The sequence below is a fragment of the Xanthomonas sp. SHU 199 genome (assembly GCF_000364665.1).
Taxonomy (GTDB): domain Bacteria; phylum Pseudomonadota; class Gammaproteobacteria; order Xanthomonadales; family Xanthomonadaceae; genus Xanthomonas_A; species Xanthomonas_A sontii.
Window position 1 is genome coordinate 1 of the sequence record NZ_AQOI01000394.1, and the last position, 2964, is coordinate 2964.

The window sequence follows — 2964 nt, forward strand, 5'->3', positions numbered from 1 at the left end:
GGGGTGCAGTCTCGTGCACCCAAACATCGCGCGTCGCTGCGCGCCGGACCCTCACCCCAACCCCTCTCCCGATGGGAGAGGGGCTATGCGCCTCTTCCTTCTCCCTCCGGGACCATGGCCCCCTTTTCGGGGGAAGGTGGCCCGCAGGGCCGGATGAGGGTACGGGCCAATCAAGGCGCCGCCGGCAACGGCGAGAATTCGGTCGGCACCCAGGCGAATGCCTGGTCCTCGCGACGCACGTGGCCCAGTCCCGGGAACGGCAGGTGCGCGCCGGCCACCCACCAGCCGTGGTCCGCGGCCTGCGCCAGCATGCGCTTGCGCGCGGCGATCGCCGCGGCGCGGTCGCTGTCGGCCTCGAACGACGCCTGCGGCTGCGCGAACTGCACCGCGTGGTAGTGCACCAGATCGCCCCACACCAGCAGTTGCTGCCCCGCACCACCGTCGAAGCGGTACGACACGTGCCCGGGCGTGTGTCCGTGGGTATCCAGCGCCACCGCGCCGCCGGGCAGCGCGTCGCCGGGACGGAAACGGCGCAGCCGCTGCGCGGCCTGGTAGGGCGCCACCGCCGCCCGCGCCAGCGGGAAGGCGAAACGCAGTGCCTGCGCCCCGGCCTCGCTGGCCGGGTCCAGCCAGTACGCGGCGTCGGCGGCGCTCAGCCACACCGTCGCCTTGGGATAGGCGGGCTGGCCCTGTGCGTCCAGCAGGCCGCACAGGTGATCGGGATGGGCGTGGGTCAGCAGCACGTTGTCGACCTGCTCTGGCGCATAGCCGGCCGCGCGCAGGTTGGCCAGCACCTGGCCGAGGCCAGGGCCGAAACAGGTCGCGGTGCCGGTATCGACCAGGGTGAGGTGCGTGCCGTCCTGGATCAGGTAGGCGTTGACCGCGGTCTGCAGGCCCTTGTCGTTCTCCGGCACATAGCGGTGGTCGAGCAGGCGTGCGATCGCCTCCGGCGGAATGTTCGCCAGTTCCGCGCGCGACAGCGCCACGGTGCCGTCGAACAGGGCGGTGACCCGCAAGCGGCCGATCGCCTGGCGATAGACGCCGGGCACCTGCGTCTGGGCGCTGGCCGGCGCGGCGGCGCGGGCGGCGGATGGCAGCGTCAGCGCCGCGCTGGCGCTCAGGGCCAGCGCGCACAACGCGCGCAACGGGAACACGGACATGGGATTTCCTGGCAGAGCGGCGTGCGCCGCGGTAACGGCATGCTGCGCCGGCGCCGCTGCGCGATTCGCTCATTCCGCTGCGCGCGGCGCTCAATGCCGACGTGGCTCAGTTGCCGATGCTGGCAGGATCCAGGCCATAGCGCTGCTGGAAGCGTTGGCTGAAGCTGCGCACCGAGCGGTAACCGGCGTGCGCGGCGACCGTCTTCAATGGCCAGCGCGTGGTGTACAGCAGTTGCATCGCGTGCGCCAGGCGCGCATCGGTGAGCAGTTCGCGCAACGACGTGCGTTCGCCGGCCAGGTGCCGGCGCAGGGTCGCGCCGCTGAAGCCCAGGCGCTCCTCGATGTCGCGCGAACGCCAGTCGCGTTGTGGCTGCGCGGCGATCAGATCGCGCACCTGCGCGGCCACGCTCGGCGCCGGCGGCAGCAGCAGGCCACCGTGGCCGCGCCGGCACAGCGCCAGCACCAGGGTCGCCAGCGCCAGCCGCGCCTCGGTGTAGCGGCCGTCCTGCAGCGCCTGCCGCCATTGCAGCAGGGTGCTGCCGAACTCCTCGGCGCGCAGACGCGCCAGTTCCGCGCCGGCGGCGGGCAGAGGCTCGTTCCACAGCACGCGTGCCGCGCTCAGCGCTTCCTCGCACAGCGGCACCAGCACGCTCAGGTACAGGCCGCTGTGCGGATCCGGGATGTTGACCACATCGATGCGGCAGCGCCGCGTCACCAGGAACAGGTCGCCCGGTACGAAGTCCAGGGCCTGTGTCGCGGTGCGCACCTGCTTGCGTCCCTGCAGCAGGATAGCCAACTGCGGCCGCGCGATCTCCACCGAGCGCGCGCCGTGTTCGCGACGGGCGCTGATGCAGGCGTAGCCCTCGGCCTGGGTGCAGTCGGCCAGGCTGGCCAGGCGCGCGAGCAACAGGGCGTCGGGAGAGGTGGTGTCGGCCATGGCCGTGATGCTAGCGCAGCGCGGCGCGCGCGCTCAGCGTAAAGCGCCAGGCTGCAACGTCGCAGCCGGCCGGACCGCCACGACTGCGCTGGTGCCGGCTCCGCAAACTGCCGGTCTCGGTGCGCCACAGGTCGCTTCCCCGCGGTCTGGCGACTGCGCAGTCGTTTTGTCAGCCACGCTTACCTGGGAGGTTGCATGAGTTCGATGGTGATTCCGTCGGGCCCGCTGACGTAGGCAACGACGGTTCCCGCGCGTGGCCCTGCCTCGATCGGCCGCGGAGATCCTTTCAACTGCCATCCCTGCGCCTGGATCCTGGCGACCGCCACGTCGATCTCCGTCACGGTGACGGCGAGATGGGCCGCGCCGATCGCGCCAGCGCTTGCGGGTGTCTTGCCCAATGTGCGGGCCGTCGAGTATTCCAGCAGTTCGATGGGAAAGCCGGCAGGCGAGACCACCAGCGCCATGCGGCAACGAGGATCGTCGACGCCCGTCACCTCGCGCAGGAAATCGCCGCCCATTTCGCCCGTGCGGACAAGTTCGAAGCCCATGGCCTCAGTCCAGAACGCGATCGCCTCATCCAGCGATGAAACGGAAAATCCCATGTGGTCGACGACGAAGGGGCCAGTGTCGATTTTCAGTACTCCAGGTCAGGTTCCGTGTTGAACGACGGGCGTGCGGTTGCCTTGCATTTCGGGGAAACGGCTGTGGCCATGCCGGTGATGCTATCCAGTACGGGGCGCGTCCGCTCAGACATGCACGCCGAACACATGGCCGATCGCGCCGCTGGCGAGCATCGCCGCCGCGCCCCAGAACACCACCCGCACCGCGCCGCGCAGGCCCGAGGCGCCGCCGGCACGCGCGGCCAGC

General features: G+C 71.0%; 3 protein-coding genes and 1 pseudogene. All 4 read right to left on the reverse strand.

Annotated features, from left to right (window positions below; all coding sequences use genetic code 11):
- Positions 1-170: 170 nt before the first annotated feature.
- Positions 171-1160, reverse strand: coding sequence for an MBL fold metallo-hydrolase (locus D183_RS0113120; RefSeq protein ID WP_017909402.1), 990 nt, complete (start codon positions 1158-1160; stop codon positions 171-173).
- A 106-nt stretch (positions 1161-1266) separates the two neighbouring features.
- The gene (locus tag D183_RS0113125) at positions 1267-2097 is read right to left on the reverse strand and encodes a helix-turn-helix domain-containing protein (RefSeq protein ID WP_017909403.1); all 831 of its coding nucleotides are present in this window, start codon (positions 2095-2097) and stop codon (positions 1267-1269) included.
- 179 nt (positions 2098-2276) lie between these two features.
- Complete coding sequence (locus D183_RS0113130) at positions 2277-2699, reverse strand: VOC family protein (protein ID WP_017909404.1); 423 nt, start codon at positions 2697-2699, stop codon at positions 2277-2279.
- Positions 2700-2843: 144 nt separating this feature from the next.
- Positions 2844-2964 (reverse strand): annotated as a pseudogene (locus tag D183_RS26745) (VIT1/CCC1 transporter family protein); the annotation flags it as partial.

What these genes read in the sequence shown, in the direction of transcription:
- D183_RS0113120 (WP_017909402.1), bottom strand. Translation starts at nt 1,160, where the DNA reads ATGTCCGTGTTCCCGTTGCGCGCGTTGTGCGCGCTGGCCCTGAGCGCC.
- D183_RS0113125 (WP_017909403.1), bottom strand. Translation starts at nt 2,097, where the DNA reads ATGGCCGACACCACCTCTCCCGACGCCCTGTTGCTCGCGCGCCTGGCC.
- D183_RS0113130 (WP_017909404.1), bottom strand. Translation starts at nt 2,699, where the DNA reads ATGGGATTTTCCGTTTCATCGCTGGATGAGGCGATCGCGTTCTGGACT.